Source organism: Chryseobacterium proteolyticum, assembly GCF_046591535.1.
Taxonomy (GTDB): Bacteria; Bacteroidota; Bacteroidia; order Flavobacteriales; family Weeksellaceae; genus Chryseobacterium; species Chryseobacterium proteolyticum.
On sequence record NZ_JBJLWK010000002.1, the window covers coordinates 780,349 to 794,757 of the forward strand.

Annotated in this window: 17 protein-coding genes, 1 tRNA gene and 1 pseudogene; 12 read left to right on the plus strand and 7 right to left on the minus strand. The window is 37.0% G+C overall.

The features are described 5' to 3' along the window. Nucleotides 1-45: 45 nt before the first annotated feature. Entirely contained in the window at nucleotides 46-960 is a 915-nt protein-coding gene (miaA, locus tag ACJ5H0_RS09600) for a tRNA (adenosine(37)-N6)-dimethylallyltransferase MiaA (protein ID WP_411249137.1), read from the minus strand. A gap of 92 nt (nucleotides 961-1,052) precedes the next feature. Here miaA and ACJ5H0_RS09605 point away from each other — a divergent pair, with 92 nt between their 5' ends. The 3 genes from ACJ5H0_RS09605 to nadA all read left to right on the plus strand — a co-directional run bounded on the left by ACJ5H0_RS09605 (nucleotide 1,053) and on the right by nadA (nucleotide 3,663). After that, the gene (locus ACJ5H0_RS09605; protein ID WP_172280340.1) at nucleotides 1,053-1,910 is read left to right on the plus strand and encodes a YicC family protein; all 858 of its coding nucleotides are present in this window, start codon (nucleotides 1,053-1,055) and stop codon (nucleotides 1,908-1,910) included. A 69-nt stretch (nucleotides 1,911-1,979) separates the two neighbouring features. Then, complete coding sequence (gene gmk, locus ACJ5H0_RS09610) at nucleotides 1,980-2,543, plus strand: guanylate kinase (RefSeq protein WP_273649339.1); 564 nt, start codon at nucleotides 1,980-1,982, stop codon at nucleotides 2,541-2,543. Between the two features lie 100 nt (nucleotides 2,544-2,643). After that, nucleotides 2,644-3,663, plus strand: a complete 1,020-nt coding sequence (gene nadA / locus ACJ5H0_RS09615) for a quinolinate synthase NadA (protein ID WP_411249139.1) — start codon at nucleotides 2,644-2,646, stop codon at nucleotides 3,661-3,663. Between the two features lie 230 nt (nucleotides 3,664-3,893). Here the strand turns inward: nadA and ACJ5H0_RS09620 are convergent, their stop codons facing one another. Both ACJ5H0_RS09620 and ACJ5H0_RS09625 read right to left on the minus strand, forming a co-directional pair. Next, nucleotides 3,894-4,088 carry a hypothetical protein gene (locus ACJ5H0_RS09620; protein ID WP_411249141.1) on the minus strand — a complete coding sequence of 65 codons (195 nt, stop codon included), beginning with the start codon at nucleotides 4,086-4,088 and terminating at the stop codon, nucleotides 3,894-3,896. A gap of 41 nt (nucleotides 4,089-4,129) precedes the next feature. Beyond that, entirely contained in the window at nucleotides 4,130-4,297 is a 168-nt protein-coding gene (locus tag ACJ5H0_RS09625; protein WP_172280353.1) for a bacteriocin-like protein, read from the minus strand. 529 nt (nucleotides 4,298-4,826) lie between these two features. Here ACJ5H0_RS09625 and thrA point away from each other — a divergent pair. The 9 genes and pseudogenes from thrA to ACJ5H0_RS09670 all read left to right on the plus strand — a co-directional run bounded on the left by thrA (nucleotide 4,827) and on the right by ACJ5H0_RS09670 (nucleotide 11,975). Beyond that, on the plus strand, nucleotides 4,827-7,271 hold the full coding sequence (thrA, locus tag ACJ5H0_RS09630; RefSeq protein ID WP_411249144.1) for a bifunctional aspartate kinase/homoserine dehydrogenase I: 2,445 nt from the start codon (nucleotides 4,827-4,829) through the stop codon (nucleotides 7,269-7,271). A 10-nt stretch (nucleotides 7,272-7,281) separates the two neighbouring features. Beyond that, the gene (locus ACJ5H0_RS09635) at nucleotides 7,282-7,746 is read left to right on the plus strand and encodes a GHMP family kinase ATP-binding protein (protein WP_411249146.1); all 465 of its coding nucleotides are present in this window, start codon (nucleotides 7,282-7,284) and stop codon (nucleotides 7,744-7,746) included. Further along, nucleotides 7,715-7,915 carry a hypothetical protein gene (locus ACJ5H0_RS09640; protein ID WP_411249148.1) on the plus strand — a complete coding sequence of 67 codons (201 nt, stop codon included), beginning with the start codon at nucleotides 7,715-7,717 and terminating at the stop codon, nucleotides 7,913-7,915. Before ACJ5H0_RS09635 ends, ACJ5H0_RS09640 begins: the two co-directional genes overlap by 32 nt. A gap of 43 nt (nucleotides 7,916-7,958) precedes the next feature. Then, nucleotides 7,959-8,117 carry a hypothetical protein gene (locus ACJ5H0_RS09645; RefSeq protein ID WP_411249515.1) on the plus strand — a complete coding sequence of 53 codons (159 nt, stop codon included), beginning with the start codon at nucleotides 7,959-7,961 and terminating at the stop codon, nucleotides 8,115-8,117. Nucleotides 8,118-8,226: 109 nt separating this feature from the next. After that, a pseudogene (gene thrC, locus ACJ5H0_RS09650) lies at nucleotides 8,227-9,532 on the plus strand (threonine synthase). 5 nt (nucleotides 9,533-9,537) lie between these two features. Further along, nucleotides 9,538-9,906 (plus strand): dihydroneopterin aldolase, encoded by a 369-nt coding sequence (folB, locus tag ACJ5H0_RS09655; protein WP_172280361.1) that lies wholly within the window; start codon nucleotides 9,538-9,540, stop codon nucleotides 9,904-9,906. Between the two features lie 33 nt (nucleotides 9,907-9,939). Continuing rightward, nucleotides 9,940-11,304, plus strand: a complete 1,365-nt coding sequence (locus tag ACJ5H0_RS09660; protein ID WP_411249150.1) for a DUF4403 family protein — start codon at nucleotides 9,940-9,942, stop codon at nucleotides 11,302-11,304. 34 nt (nucleotides 11,305-11,338) lie between these two features. Further along, entirely contained in the window at nucleotides 11,339-11,854 is a 516-nt protein-coding gene (locus ACJ5H0_RS09665; RefSeq protein WP_345992057.1) for an RDD family protein, read from the plus strand. Between the two features lie 50 nt (nucleotides 11,855-11,904). Then, nucleotides 11,905-11,975: transfer RNA gene (locus ACJ5H0_RS09670), tRNA-Cys, on the plus strand. 104 nt (nucleotides 11,976-12,079) lie between these two features. Here ACJ5H0_RS09670 and ACJ5H0_RS09675 read toward each other — a convergent pair. From ACJ5H0_RS09675 to ACJ5H0_RS09690, 4 genes are read right to left on the minus strand one after another with little or no spacing between them, the layout of a single operon-like run. Next, nucleotides 12,080-12,448 (minus strand): hypothetical protein, encoded by a 369-nt coding sequence (locus tag ACJ5H0_RS09675; RefSeq protein WP_411249152.1) that lies wholly within the window; start codon nucleotides 12,446-12,448, stop codon nucleotides 12,080-12,082. After that, nucleotides 12,445-13,101: an SOS response-associated peptidase family protein gene (locus ACJ5H0_RS09680; protein WP_411249154.1), complete on the minus strand. Its 657-nt coding sequence runs from the start codon at nucleotides 13,099-13,101 to the stop codon at nucleotides 12,445-12,447. Before ACJ5H0_RS09680 ends, ACJ5H0_RS09675 begins: the two co-directional genes overlap by 4 nt. Nucleotides 13,102-13,131: 30 nt before the next feature. Next, nucleotides 13,132-13,359 (minus strand): hypothetical protein, encoded by a 228-nt coding sequence (locus ACJ5H0_RS09685; RefSeq protein ID WP_411249156.1) that lies wholly within the window; start codon nucleotides 13,357-13,359, stop codon nucleotides 13,132-13,134. Between the two features lie 4 nt (nucleotides 13,360-13,363). Then, nucleotides 13,364-13,669, minus strand: a complete 306-nt coding sequence (locus ACJ5H0_RS09690) for a hypothetical protein (RefSeq protein ID WP_411249158.1) — start codon at nucleotides 13,667-13,669, stop codon at nucleotides 13,364-13,366. Between the last annotated feature and the right edge of the window lie 740 nt (nucleotides 13,670-14,409).

Sequence of the window (14,409 nt, forward strand, 5' to 3'; positions counted from 1 at the left end):
AAATTTGCTTTTTAAGTTTAACAAATAACTAAAGACTAAAAAGAATTATTGTAAAGCTTTCCGATTAATATATTCAATCAGGTTATTGAAATCATTTTGTGAATACCCTACCTGCAAATAATGAATATCATCCGCTTTTCGATACCAGGTCAATTGGCGTTTCGCATATCTCCGGCTATTTTTCTTAATTTCTTCAACAGCAAAATCAAGACTCCAGGTTCCTTCAAAATATGTAAACAATTCTGCATAACCAACCGTATTCAAAGCAGTAAGATGTTTAAATTCTTCAAGCCCTTTAGCTTCATCCAGCAAACCTTTCTCCATCATGATATCCACTCTCCTGTTAATCCTTTCATACAATTCTTCCCTGGGAGCTTCAATTCCCACCCTGATTACATTAAAATCACGGGAATCCTGAGAAACAGATATCAGTTCCGAATACTTTCTACCAGTTTGCCAGATGATATCAATGGCTCTTAAGAGTCTTCTATGATTATGAATATCAACAACTGAATAGTATTCCGGATCAAGTTCTTTTAAAATTTCCTGTAGTTTTTCAATGCCTTCAGTCTCAAAAATATCCTGTAATTTTTGTTGATTTTCTGTATTAGCCTCAGGAAGGTCGTTCAGTCCTTCGATGACCGCTTTTTCATACATCATGCTTCCTCCGACAAGGATCACGGTATTGTATTTCTTAAAAAGTTCGTTTAGTTTTTGTAAGGCGTCTTCTTCATATTGCCCGATAGAGTAATATTCTTTGACCGAAAGATTTCCAATAAAATGATGAGGAGCTTCGGCAAGTTCCTCTGCTGATGGAGAGGCGGTACCTATTTTCATTTCCGCAAAAAACTGGCGTGAGTCACAGGAAATGATTTCCGTATTGAAATGCTTAGCCAGATCAATTGCCAGTCTTGTTTTTCCAATTCCGGTGGGTCCCACTACTGAAATCAAATTTTTCATCAGTTCACTTTCATTTTTTATCGTCAGATGGAATCTTTATAGATTTCACAGTGCTAATTTAAATGTTTATCTTTGTACGACAATAAAAAACTATGATTTTATCAATGACTGGCTTCGGTAGAGCCGAAGATGTTTTTGAAGGAAAAAAAATATGCGTAGATATTAAATCACTGAACAGCAAGAGCTTTGATTTAAATATCAAAATACCGTTGCGCTATAAAGAAAAAGAATTCGAAATCAGAAAAATCCTTAACGACAGAATTATCCGCGGAAAAGTAGATTGCTACATCTCTGTGGAAAATCTTGAAGAAACCAACGATGTAAAGATTAATAAAAATCTTATTGACTCTTACATCAATGAACTTCGTGCTATCGCCTCAGACGGACCAGATTTCGAATATCTTAAAATGGCAGTAAGACTTCCTGATGCCATCACGTCCAGACCCGACGAACTAACAGAAGGTGAATGGGAAAATTTAGCTGCTATTGTCAACAGTTCAATTGACAGATTTGAAGAATTCAGAAAAGCAGAAGGAAAAACCTTACACCTTGAACTTGAAAAGAATATTCAGAATATCGACAAATATTTATCTGAAGTTGTTCCTTACGAAGAAGTAAGAATCAACAGTGTAAAGGAGCGTTATCAAAAGTCCCTGAAAGAGTTTGAAAATGTAGATGAAACACGTTTCTATCAGGAAATGGCATATTTCACGGAAAAACTTGATATTTCTGAGGAAAAGGTGAGACTTTCCCAACATTTAAAATATTACAAAGAGGTAATGGATAATGAAGATTTCAATGGGAAGAAATTAGGTTTCATTTCTCAGGAGATCGGAAGGGAAATCAATACATTAGGTTCAAAAGCCAACCATGCTGAAATTCAGAAGCTGGTGGTGATGATGAAGGATGACCTGGAGAAGATTAAAGAACAAACGTTAAATGTATTATAAAATAGTTGACAATTGATAGTTAACAGTTGAAAGTAACCTATTAACTATCAACCAGCAACTGACAACTATATGGAAAAAGTGATCATATTTTCAGCACCTTCCGGGAGCGGGAAAACAACATTGGTAAAACATTCATTATCCGTATTTCCGGAGCTTAAATTCTCCATCTCCTGTACAACAAGACAGCCGAGAGGAGGTGAAGTACATGCTGTAGATTATCATTTTCTGACACCTGATGAATTCAGACAGAAAATCAGTGAAGAAGCTTTTGTAGAATATGAAGAAGTATATACAGACAAATATTATGGTACTTTAAAATCTGAAGTAGAAAACATCTGGAAGCAAGGTAAAGTAGTTATTTTTGATGTCGATGTTAAAGGAGGGATTTCCCTAAAAAAATATTTTGGAGAAAAAGCATTATCTATATTTATTGAACCTCCTTCCATTGAAGAATTGGAACGAAGATTGATCTCGAGAGATACAGATGATGCAGAAACCATTAAAACCCGTGTAGAAAAGGCAGAAGAGGAAATGACCTACGCCGGAGAATTTGATAAAATTGTCGTCAATACGGATCTGGATCAAGCAAAAAAAGAAATAGAAAGTTTAATAAAAAGTTTTATCAGCAACTAATCGCTGGAAGATCAAAGTAAGAAATGAGCACTAATGCCCAAAATCACACTTCTGATTTCTAACCTCTAGCTTCTGGTAATTAAAAAAAATTGAGGTTGATATGAGTACCGAAACATTAGAAAAAGCTAAATCTGCAATTCCTGTAAGGGGTTTTTTAGATATTAAAAATATAGCGATTCCTCAGGGAGAAGAGCTGGTGAAAGCTATTCTTAAGCTTAAAGAAGAGAAAAATGCGGTTATCTTAGCGCATTATTACCAACCGGGAGAAATTCAGGATATCGCAGATTTCCTGGGAGACTCTTTGCAGCTGGCAAGACAGGCTAAAGAAACCAATGCAGATATGATTGTATTCTGCGGTGTCCATTTTATGGCAGAGGCAGCTAAGATCCTTAACCCTACAAAAAAAGTTGTTCTTCCTGATACAATGGCCGGATGTTCATTGGCTGACGGGTGTAGTGGTGAAGGATTGAGAAAAATGCGCGAACAGCATCCAAATGCTTTGATCGCAACTTACATCAACTGTAATGCAGAAACGAAAGCAGAAAGTGATATTATTGTAACCAGCTCCAATGCGGAAACGGTGATTGAGGCCTTACCTAAAGACCGACCTATCATCTTTGCACCAGATAAAAATCTTGGAAGATATCTTTCTAAAAAAACAGGCCGCGATATGATCCTTTGGGATGGAAGTTGTATAGTTCACGAAGCCTTTTCAATGGAAAGAATTGCTCAGCAATTGGCTGATAATCCGGATGCAAAACTAATTGCACATCCTGAAAGTGAAGAAGCTGTTTTAAAATTAGCCCACTTTATAGGTTCTACTTCTGCGTTATTAAACTATGTGGAAAAAGACGACTGCCAGAAATTCATTATCGCTACAGAAGAAGGTATTCTGCACGAAATGAAAAAACGTGCTCCTCATAAGGAACTGATTCCGGCATTGGTTTTCGATGAAAGCTGCAACTGTTCAGAATGTTTCTATATGAAACGAAACACTATGGAAAAGCTCTATTTGTGTATGAAATATGAACTTCCGGAAATTCTTATCGACGAAGAACTTCGTTTGAAGGCCTTAAAGCCAATTGAAGCGATGCTTGATCTTTCAAAAAGCATCAAATAAATAAAAAGCACTGTTATCACAGTGCTTTTTTTGATTTATTTTTATTAGAAACAAAAAGTGTTTAGCTCTGGATTAACATGGAGGAAGTTCTATTAATCTCGCTTTACAGCATTCCGGCATTGCATTGAATACAGCACATGATTCCGGATCCGGACCAAACTGACCTCTCTATTCAATCAAAAAGCAAACAAAATAAAAAGGTTACTCATTTAGAATAACCTTTTCTTACACTACATTGTAATTGGCCCGGCACACGCAGGACTCAGAAACGTCTCATTCTTACAACACTGTGATAACAATTGATAGGCAGCACAGGAATGGGGCGCTCCTGACCCCGGTGGGCCGTAAGTATTTCCTGCCGGACAGCCACCAGGGCAAGATCCTCCGTTGATCATTTTTAATTTTACTCGTGATAATTTTTTCATAATGAATATTTTAATCAATTTAAATTCTAAAAGTCAGTTCATCACACCATGGGTGGGTAACAGGTTCCTCCAGGAGTACGCCAGCAACCCCAGCCTCCTTGTCTGAAACACACATATGCTGCTCCGCCACAAGTATCAATCTGAAATTGGGTAAATCCCCCATTCACTTTTTTCTGCTCTTCTCTGGAGAGCTTCTTTAACTTTTCCATACACTCAAGTTTTGTTATTTGTATTCGGATTAAATTTTTGATATAAAAGTGAGAATCATAAAATCCAAAACAAAGCAGTATTTAATATCTGTATAGGATCAATAAGTAAGTGTAGAGATTTTTATTGTTTTCGTGATTTCCCAATGAACTTACATATAAAAGCAATCATTCTAACAGTCTAAAGGTGGTCATAAAAAAGAAATGCAAAATCGTATTTAGCTATGTCTATCAAAGGAATACAATACATCTGCTAAAATTTGAGTCTAAAAAAAAATTACATTAAATTGGATTAAAAATTTTTATTTTCCAAAATAACTTCTACATTTGTTACTTCAAAGATGCAATCAGTACAAAACATATCTGTAACTATTTATCCGGAGTTCTCTGCTTCGGTTGCATCATCCATTATTATTTCTACTACAACTACAACCCCATAACGGGGTAGATTTTCACATATTATTTCAGGTACCTCGTACTCTTTTTTTTAAAGAGTAACATTTTCAATTTTTCCTAACCTTAAAAATATACAATGAAAGTCTTAAAATTCGGCGGAACTTCTGTTGCCCATGCACAGGCAGTTCTGCAAGTTGAAAAAATTATAAAAAAAGAATCTTCCGCTAAGCAAATTGTCGTTGTAGTTTCAGCATTACATGGAGTAACAGATTTATTGATCAAGGCAGCAGAGCAAGCTTCCGAGGCTAATGAAAGCTACCCTCATCATCTTAAAACCCTTGAAGAAAAACATCTGAACCTTGTAAAAGACCTTCTTCCCATTTCAGCACAAAGCGCATGGCTAAGTTTTGTAAAAAAGCACTTTAATGATATTGAAGATATTTGTAACGGGATATTCACCTTGGGAGAATTTACCCCCAGAATTAAAGATAAGATTGCTTCTTATGGCGAGTTCCTCTCTTCAAATATCATTACGGCAAGGTTTGAATCTGCCGGACTGGACGCCGTATGGATGAATTCAGCTGATTATATCAGAACAAATACCCATTATACCCGGGCAAAAGTTGATTTTAATGTGAGTAATAATAATCTCAGACATTATTTCGAAACCAATCCAAGGCAGATTTACGTAGCACCAGGCTTTATAGCAAGTGATGAACATGGCAACAGAACAACTCTGGGAAGAGGAGGTTCAGACTACTCCGCTGCAATTATTGCTTCAGCCATTAACGCTGAGGAGCTTCAGATATGGACCGATGTCAGCGGAATGATGACAGCCGATCCCAGGCTTGTATCCCAGGCAAAAGTTATTCCTGAAATAACTTATCAGGAAGCAATGGAATTATCCCATTTCGGAGCAAAAGTACTTTATCCGCCCACCATTCAGCCGGTCATGATAAAGAATATAGATCTTTGTATCAAAAATACTTTTAATGCGGATGCTTCCGGAACTTTAATTTCTCATGATCTGCAGAATACTGATCCGGAACAAATAGCTGTTGGTATTTCCAATATGAATAATATTGCTCTTCTCACTCTTGAAGGAAGCGGAATGGTTGGAATTCCCGGAATCTCTGCCAAGCTTTTCCAGTGTTTAAGCCACGAAAAAATAAACGTTATCCTAATCACCCAAAGTTCTTCTGAGCATTCAATCACCCTTGCGATTGATGAAAAAGAGCTTTTTCACGCGGAAAGCGCAATCAATCTTGCATTTGAAGATGATTTGAAACTACAGAGAATTGAACCTGTAAAAATTGAAAACAGGCTTTCCATTGTGGCGGTTGTAGGAGAAAATATGAAAAGCAGAAGCGGTGTAAGCGCCAAGATGTTCAGCTGTCTTGGAAATAACGGGATAAACATCAGGGCTATCGCACAGGGTTCTTCGGAAAAAAATATCAGCATCGTAATTGCTGAAAATGATACAAAAAAAGCAGTTAACATTCTGCATGAAGAGTTTTTTGAGTCGGAAATCAAACAGGTACATCTTTACATCTGCGGAACAGGAAATGTAGGCACTAAGCTTATACAGCAGGTGTATGCCCAGAATAAATATCTTAGAGATCATCTATCTCTTAACCTGAGAATCGCCGGTCTTTCCAACAGTCGGAAAATGGTATTTTTGAATGAAGGAATTCCGGAAAATGATTATGTCAACCTGCTTGAAAACGGAGAAAAAGCTTCTGCTCATCAATTTAGCAGAGAGATCGTAACAAGAAATCTTAGAAACTCGGTCTTTGTAGACCTTACAGCCAACACTGAAATCCCGGAAATTTATGAGAACCTGTTAAAAAAGAGTGTCAACATTGTAGCCTGTAATAAAATAGCAGCCGCATCAGATTTTGAAAATTATAAAAAGCTGAAAAACCTTGCTAAAAACCACAATTGTAGATTTTTCTTTGAAACCAATGTAGGGGCAGGACTTCCTATTATCGGAACTATAAATGATCTGGTGAGAAGCGGCGATGCTATTACTTCCATTAAGGCCGTGTTAAGCGGTACTTTGAATTTTGTCTTTAATGAGTACGATGGAACCCAATCATTTTCAGAAGTTGTTGCCCGTGCCCAGAAAGAAGGATTTACTGAACCCGACCCGAGACTGGACCTTGCCGGAACTGATGTGGCAAGAAAAATTTTAATACTTGCACGCGAAGCCGGTTTTCCTCTGCAGTTTAATGAAATTGAGAACATTAGTTTTTTACCGAAAGAATGCATGCAGGGTGATGTAGAAAATTTTTATACCATACTTGTAAAATATGAGGATCATTTTAAAAATCTATTTGACCAGGCTAAAAAGGTTGGAAAAATTTTAAAATATGTCGCAGAGTTTGACAATGGGAAAGCAAAAGTTGGATTACAGCATATAGCGCCCGACAGTGATTTGTTTCATCTGTACGGAAAAGACAATATTGTTATTTTCAAAACTTTAAGATATTCACAGCAACCCCTGGTTGTAAAAGGTGCAGGTGCAGGTGCTGAAGTTACAGCAAGTGGTGTTTTTGCAGATATTGTACGTTCCGTTTAAAAAAAAATCTATGAAAAGTATAAAAATTAAAGTCCCGGCAACTGTCGCTAATCTCGTTTGTGGTTTTGATATTCTGGGCATGGCGATCAATGAGCCATATGATGAAATGGAAGTAAGACTATTGGAAACACCAGATATTATTGTACGCCATACCGATGGCTTCAATCTTCCGGAAGAAGCTTCAAAAAATGTAGCAGGAGTTGTCCTTATGAAAATGCAAGAGCATCTTCACCTGAAGAACGGATTTGAAGTCATTATTCATAAACACATCAAGCCCGGCAGCGGCCTCGGTTCCAGTGCTGCCAGTGCTGCAGGTGCCGCTTTTGCGGCAAATATCCTGATAGGAAATATTTTGTCCAGGGAAGAAACAATTCATTTTGCGATGTTTGGAGAAGAGCTCGCTTCCGGAGTACGGCATGCGGACAATATTGCGCCGTGTATTTATGGGGGGGATCACCCTTGTGAAATCCTCTGATCCTATTGATATTATTTCCCTGAATACTCCTGGTTTGTTCATTGCCGCTGTGCATCCGCAGGTTGAAGTAAAAACATCTGACGCAAGACAGATCCTTAAAAAAAAATATTCAGCTGAAAGATGCCATAACGCAATGGGGAAATATTGCCGGGCTCATTGCCGGTATTGAAAAAAATGATCTGTCCCTAATTGGGAGAAGCCTGAATGATGTTATTGTAGAACCGGTTCGAAGCATTTTGATTCCGGAATTTGATACCATTAAGAGAGAAAGCCTGGAAATAGGGGCACTGGGGGGGAGGAATTTCAGGATCAGGGCCTTCTGTTTTCATGTTAACGGAAAAGAAAAAAAACGGCCAGGGATATTGCCATGATGATGAAATCGGTTTATGATCAGATCAATATCAATAGCATGGTTTATGTATCGGATATTAATTCTACCGGGATCATCATAGAAGAACAGAATAACTAAAAAACAGAAAGATGAACTATTACAATTTAAAAGATAAAAAGGAAAAGGTAAGTTTTAAAACCGCTTCAATTAAAGGGCAGGGAAAAGAAAAAGGGCTGTTTTTTCCGGAAAACATTCCGTTGTTCGATACCTATTTTATTCAGAATCTGAACCGGTTTTCAGATGAAGAGATTGCTTTTCAATGCATGAAAGACTTTGTAGATGAGGAAATTCCGGAAAATGAATTGCGACAAATTATTTCGGAAACAATTTCTTTTGACATTCCTTTAAAAAAAAATTACGGATAGCATATCCGTACTCGAATTATTCCACGGTCCTACCCTCGCCTTCAAAGATGTGGGAGCAAGGTTTATGAGCCGCTGTTTATCTTACTTCTTAAAGGGAGAACAGAAAAAAGTAACAGTCCTGGTTGCTACATCCGGGGATACCGGAGGGGCTGTTGCCCATGGTTTTTATAATGTGGATGGAATCGATGTGGTTATTTTGTATCCGAAAGAAAGAGTAAGTCCTGTTCAGGAAAAACAATTGACAGCCTTAGGAGGAAACATTACTGCTTTAGAAGTAAATGGAAATTTTGATGACTGCCAGAGCCTTGTAAAACAGGCATTTTCAGATCCGGAAGTCAATAATGAATTATTCCTTACTTCGGCCAATTCCATTAACATTGCGAGATGGGTACCTCAACAGATCTATTATCTGCTGGCTTTAAAACAGTGGCAAAAAACTGAAAGAGAAAATCCTGTCATTTGTGTTCCCAGCGGAAATTTCGGAAACATCTGCGCCGGATTGATGACTTATATGAGAGGACTTCCTGCAGACCATTTTATCGCTGCATGTAACGCCAATGATGTAGTGCCTCATTATTTAAAAACACAAATCTTTGAACCTAAAGAAACAGTAGCAACCCTTTCCAATGCAATGGATGTCGGAAATCCCAGTAATTTTATCCGTATTCTTGAAATGTTCCAGCACCAATTTGAAGATCTCAATCATGTTATTTCCGGATATTCAGTAAATGACGAAGAAACTTTAGCAACCGTCAGGAAAGTCTGGAAACATCATGCATATCTTCTCGAGCCCCATGGAGCAGTTGCCTACACTTCTTTAGAAAACTATCTGAAGCAAAATCCTGAAAAGAAAGGTTTTATCCTGGAAACAGCCCATCCTGTAAAATTCCCCGATGCTGTGGAAAAAGCCATTGCAGAAAAAATTGATATTCCCGAATCATTGGCGGATTTAATGAAAAAGGATAAAAAAACCATTGAAATTAATTCAGATTTTCAAGAATTAAAACGATTTTTGCTGAACAAAAACTGAATTTTATGAGCAAGATCTTTTTGGAAGATGTGAAAATATATGCGTACCATGGTGTTTTACCTGAAGAAAACATCATCGGTACGTACTACATTTTAAATCTTGAGATCCATACCGATCTCTGGAAAGCTGCAGAATCAGATGATCTGAATGATACCATCAGCTATGCGGATATCAATGATATTATCCTTGAGGAAATGAAAGTTAAATCAAAACTTCTGGAACATGTGGCCGGAAGAATTATTTCAAAAATTAATCAAAACTTTCCTGAGGTTTCTTATATCAAGCTTAAAATCACCAAAACAGCTCCTCCTATGCAGGGAGAAATGAAAGGTGCAAGTATTGAACTGGAAAAAAGTTTTAATCCAAATAATTAAAATCATTAATTTCACTCTCTAAAATTTAAAGAATTGAAATCCATTAAAATTATATTATTACTGCTTTGTATCAATATTTTTGGCCAGGCTAAAGTTGACAACCAACTGGCTGATTATAATTTTCCAAAGATAAAATCCAGCATTACCATGCCGGTTACCATTCCGCTTGCTGAAATTGGTAATATCATCAATTCTTCAGTAAAAGAATTGATTTATCAGGATGATTCCTACACGGATAACAACAATGACCAGTTTAAGGTAAAAGTATGGAAAACCCGGCCTATACGACTTGTAGGGGGAACGAATCAAAACCTTTTAATTGAAGTTCCTCTGAAAATATGGGCAGAGAAAGGGATTGGTACCCTGGGACTTTATACTTACCAGAATACTACATTTGAAACGGTAATGTATTTCAACACCTCCCTTAATTTCAAAAATAACTGGACTATTGTTACCAATACGCAGCCTATGGGATTCAAATGGGTTACCAAACCGGTTCTTGATTATGGAAAAGTACAGATCCCGATTACCGCACTTGTTGAAAAAAGCCTGAAAGAGCAACAACTGAAATTTTGCAAAACAATAGATCAGCAAATGGGTACCCAGCTTAATTTCCAGCAATATGCAGTGATGGCCTGGAATGTTTTCGCGCAGCCTTTTAACATTTCGGAGGAATACAACACATGGCTGAAAGTAACCCCTGTAAATGTAAATATTACTCCATTGAAATTCTATGGAAATCAGATTGATGCCAATATCGGAATTGACATTTACTCCGAAACCTTTACCGGAAGTAAACCGGCATCTTCAGCTCCTATTAAAACGGCAGCTAACTTCAATTTCACCCCTGTACTTGGAGACCAGTTTTCGCTTCAGACAACAGCCAATGTTCCTTTTACCGAAGCGTCTAATATTGCCAGAAAAATGTTCCTAGGAAAAGAATATGATGTTCGCGATTCTAAAGTAAAAATTACCGATATCAGGGTATACGGCATTGAGAACAGAATTATGATCGAAGCTCAGACCGAAGGGTATATAAAAGGAACTGCACTTATTTCGGGCATTCCTGTTTATGATGATGCCAGGAAAAAAATTGTACTGTCCGATACTAAGTTTAAGCTGAAGACAATGAATATCCTCCAAAAAACAGCAAGCCTTCTATTTCAGGGAAAAATCGTAAGAATGATAGAAGAAGAATATGGTATCCCAACACAGGAACTGGTGGATACTTCAAAGAAAAGTATTGAAGAAGCTTTTAATAAAGAATATTATAAAGGGCTAAAGATGAATGGAAGGGTTTTTAATCTGAAGCCAGGCCAGATCCTTCTCGGTACATCAGGAATTACTGCAGTCATTGATACTAACGCTTCTTTAAAACTCATTATCAATGGCATTTAAATAAAAAAACAACACCAAAAACTAAACTATTACCATGAGAAAATACTTACAGATTGTTGACAGACACAGAGCGTCGCAAGGCCTCAGACTTGCGAATTATATTATTGACCTTATTTTCAGTTATATTCTGATCCTTATATTATTAGGTGTATTGGGAATTGCCTATGCATTTATTACAGGAAATACCGTAGAAGAAATAGGTTATAGAATGGAAAATATGAATCCTTTACTGGACCGGCTGATCACCTTATCCGCTTACCTTCTGATGATGTTCCTCACAGAGCTGATCACCCAGGGAAGAAGCTTAGGGAAACTGATCACCGGAACAAAGGTGGTCATGATAGACGGAACGTCTCCCGGTGCCGGTAATTATCTCCTTAGAAATATCATCCGAGGAATCCCTTTCGTAGATCAGTTATCTTTTTTAGCAGATAAAAGTGGATTCCATGATAAATGGAGTGAAACCTGCGTTGTTGTAAAGAAAAATTATGAAGCTGAGTTACAGTTAAAAAGCGATATAAACACGTTGGGAACTAAAGAAAATATCTAAAAAACTTTGATTAAGTCAGAAAAATTTTTATATTTGCACACCTCAAAAATGGTACTTTGGCCGAGCGGCTAGGCAGTGGTCTGCAACACCATCTACAGCGGTTCGAATCCGCTAGGTACCTCACTTAAAACCCCTAAAGGCTTGATAACATGCTAATTAGGGGTTTTTTGTTTCTAATAATTCCAACATAATTCCAACGAGTTTTATATAATAAAAAGGGTGTAGCTAAAACGTTACACCTTTTTCTTTGAGTTCGTGAATTCTGGTTTCAATTATTTCTTCGGTGAGTTCTTGGTGGAAAACAAACTGCCACATATAATGAAGGTACGAAAAAATATCTTCATCAACGAGAGCAGCAAGAAAGACATACAGATCCCTTCGGTCTTCATCCTCAAAATATTCTTCATCAAATTCAAAAATTGTATCTGCTGAAATTTCCCATCGCGTGCGGAAGTAGCCATCAAATTCAATATTTTTATCTGCCGCCGCTCCCCTGATTAAGTTCATAGCATCATCATAGAAGTTTACCAGGTCATCCGGATCCTCTTCGATGTAGTTTGCTAATAGTTGAAAAACTGAATCGTATGTATTCATCCGAATAAGGTATTTGGTTTTTTAAAAGGCTCCAGGTTCTCAGCTACTAAATTAGGATCGTAGCCAGGAAATGTAAAATTTTCGATAGGCTCGTCATTTAGGAACCGATCTGCAGCTTTAGCATCCAAGCAAATTGGCATCCGGTTGTTTTTGCGTTTCGGGTCCTTATTTACTTTATTATGGACTATTTTCATTAGGTCGTTGCCTTCGGTTGTAACCATACCAAATGACATATCTCCGTTATCCCAATGGCTATAAAAACAAGCTATATAAAATTGTCTTAGGCCATCCCAGTGCATCCGGTGTAACATTGTATCTTCCTTGCCTCTTTCATTCATAAAATGCTGCCAATCGAAAAAGCCGCTTACTGGAAGCACGCATCTATTATGTTCTACTTTCCGGTAATATGTATGCGAATTTTCGGCTTGTAGGTTTATACCTTTAGTGGGATAATCATTTTCTTTGAGCTGGTTTAGAGTCCAAATTGCAGGAGTTAGAATCCTTCCATTGAATTCAGCAACAATTGGTAATTTAGGACGATCAAAGGCACTTGCCCGCGGGTACACATACTCAGATACTCCTACATTTTCCGCTCTTAATGCTTCTTCAACTTCGTCCCATGACATATCGGAATTATCTATTCGATTGCACATGGTGTATATTTTTAACTGAAACTACAAATTTTATTCCGTTCCACCATACCACATTAGGAACCTGGCTAATTTTTGCCCGTTTACAGTAACACTTTGAATTCTTACTTGACCTATATACATGGCGCCTAATTTCATGGTGCTGACTTGTTCTTTTAGCAAATCACTCTCAAAAAAAACATCAACTTCTTGTTTTTCATGATACGTTAGGAGCCTAATATAATCCGGCCCTATTTCTTCTATAAATCCTTTTACTTCCATTACTCTAGCTTTTTGTTCTATCCACTTGATTTTGCGCCCAATTGCGATCGCTATCACCTTTTTTTCGACTTGGAGGCAACGGAGGTCTTGGGAAAAGAATGTGGTTTAACCAAAACTTCCCTAATTTTTCACCTTTAATCTCAACGGTCTGAAGAATAACATCAAATATCACTTTCTCTCGAGGAACTAATATTTTGATCTCCGGAAGACGCGAGGGCGTATAAAAGATGTCAAGTATCTGATTCTTTTCAGCTGCAATCAATATTAAACGATCCGCGTTTATTGCCTGTAGTTCTCCTCTAATTTCCATGCTTCAAAATTGATACATTCTGTAACATTTTCAAAATATTCTTTGATACAATTTGTAACAATCTGCATTTTTCCTGATTTAATCGGCATTAAAAAACCTGTCCGAAGACAGGCTAATACATCCGTTAAGATGTGCGAAAATTATAAATCAATGATTTATTCAAAAATAATAATGTGATTATGATCATAAACTATCTTTTCATAAACGCCTAAGTTTGAAAAGGATAAAAGCTAATAACTTTCATTATTTTGTGGTAACTTCCTCAATCTGGGGAAGTTTTTAATGCAAAATCCCCAACCTGAGTTGAGGATAAAAAAAACACAAATGCAATTCGTTAAAAAAAAATACATTGTCTTTAAATCTACAAGTTTTTATCTTCTTGCAGTATTATGACCTCGATCATAAAAGAACTTATTTGTACTTATTAAATTCGACCATTAGTTTTACAACTAATAAATCCTAGGTTTGACAGCTCCCATAACCGGGAAGCTTTTTCGTAGAAACTTTTTAATATTATTTTATACTGGATGGGAGTCTTTCATTTGAAGGACTCCTTTTCGTTTGGAGATAATTTGTATATTAGTGAAAACTAATACCTATGCAATACAAAATTTTATTTCACCCAAATACTGGGGCTCTTACAAGAGATGTTAATGAACATCTTAGCCAAGGTTGGAAAGTGCAAGGCGGTGTAGCGACCGATGGACGTATATTTTTTCAAGCTATGACCAAAGAATAAC

What these genes read in the sequence shown, in the direction of transcription:
- miaA (WP_411249137.1), bottom strand. Translation starts at nt 960, where the DNA reads ATGAAAAATTTGATTTCAGTAGTGGGACCCACCGGAATTGGAAAAACA.
- ACJ5H0_RS09605 (WP_172280340.1), top strand. Translation starts at nt 1,053, where the DNA reads ATGATTTTATCAATGACTGGCTTCGGTAGAGCCGAAGATGTTTTTGAA.
- gmk (WP_273649339.1), top strand. Translation starts at nt 1,980, where the DNA reads ATGGAAAAAGTGATCATATTTTCAGCACCTTCCGGGAGCGGGAAAACA.
- nadA (WP_411249139.1), top strand. Translation starts at nt 2,644, where the DNA reads ATGAGTACCGAAACATTAGAAAAAGCTAAATCTGCAATTCCTGTAAGG.
- ACJ5H0_RS09620 (WP_411249141.1), bottom strand. Translation starts at nt 4,088, where the DNA reads ATGAAAAAATTATCACGAGTAAAATTAAAAATGATCAACGGAGGATCT.
- ACJ5H0_RS09625 (WP_172280353.1), bottom strand. Translation starts at nt 4,297, where the DNA reads ATGGAAAAGTTAAAGAAGCTCTCCAGAGAAGAGCAGAAAAAAGTGAAT.
- thrA (WP_411249144.1), top strand. Translation starts at nt 4,827, where the DNA reads ATGAAAGTCTTAAAATTCGGCGGAACTTCTGTTGCCCATGCACAGGCA.
- ACJ5H0_RS09635 (WP_411249146.1), top strand. Translation starts at nt 7,282, where the DNA reads ATGAAAAGTATAAAAATTAAAGTCCCGGCAACTGTCGCTAATCTCGTT.
- ACJ5H0_RS09640 (WP_411249148.1), top strand. Translation starts at nt 7,715, where the DNA reads ATGGGGGGGATCACCCTTGTGAAATCCTCTGATCCTATTGATATTATT.
- folB (WP_172280361.1), top strand. Translation starts at nt 9,538, where the DNA reads ATGAGCAAGATCTTTTTGGAAGATGTGAAAATATATGCGTACCATGGT.
- ACJ5H0_RS09665 (WP_345992057.1), top strand. Translation starts at nt 11,339, where the DNA reads ATGAGAAAATACTTACAGATTGTTGACAGACACAGAGCGTCGCAAGGC.
- ACJ5H0_RS09675 (WP_411249152.1), bottom strand. Translation starts at nt 12,448, where the DNA reads ATGAATACATACGATTCAGTTTTTCAACTATTAGCAAACTACATCGAA.
- ACJ5H0_RS09680 (WP_411249154.1), bottom strand. Translation starts at nt 13,101, where the DNA reads ATGTGCAATCGAATAGATAATTCCGATATGTCATGGGACGAAGTTGAA.
- ACJ5H0_RS09685 (WP_411249156.1), bottom strand. Translation starts at nt 13,359, where the DNA reads ATGGAAGTAAAAGGATTTATAGAAGAAATAGGGCCGGATTATATTAGG.
- ACJ5H0_RS09690 (WP_411249158.1), bottom strand. Translation starts at nt 13,669, where the DNA reads ATGGAAATTAGAGGAGAACTACAGGCAATAAACGCGGATCGTTTAATA.